General features: G+C 55.7%; 1 protein-coding gene. It reads left to right on the forward strand.

The window, feature by feature from the left end; all coding sequences use genetic code 11:
* Positions 1-636 (forward strand): SGNH/GDSL hydrolase family protein (locus tag ACYVHX_RS29610; RefSeq protein ID WP_460675342.1); only part of this gene is annotated, 636 nt, incomplete at both ends.

Raw genomic sequence — 636 nt, forward strand, 5'->3', positions numbered from 1 at the left:
CGCCAAAAACATCATTCTGGTGGCCGGCGATTCGATTACGCACTGGGGACTTGGTAACGATCCCGACGGCTTTCCCTACAACGGCAAAGACTTGTACGCTTCGCGGCTATCGAATTACCTCAACAATCTGGGTTACCCCACCCGGGTAATTAACAAAGGAATTCGGGGCAGTATGTCGCGGGAGGGCAAGTTTGGCCTGATCGACGGCTATTACGACGGCATTGATTTTAACCTGCTGATTGTGGGCTACGGAACCAACGACGGGCGTGTGTCAACGGCCCTGACCACTGACGAAGTAAAAAGTAATCTGCGAAGCTTCATCACCTGGCGCAACACCTACCACCCTGGCCGGCCGATCCTGTTTCTGGCACCGGGTAGCATGGACAAGACCGACTACTTCGAGAATGTCGCCAGTTACCGCACCGCTGTGCAACAGGCCGCGACCGATGCGGCTTTCGGGGGCGGAACAGCCAATAAAGTCTATTACTACGACGCCAGCACCGCTTTTGGATTAGGTGGTACGCCCGCCAATGACGTGAATTTTCAGACCCCCGAGCGGAGCGCGAACAACCGTCTGCACTGGTCAGGGGCTGGTCATAAGCTGGTAGCCGATGCCATCTGGGCCAATACAACCAT

The sequence above is a fragment of the Larkinella ripae genome (genome assembly GCF_054780775.1).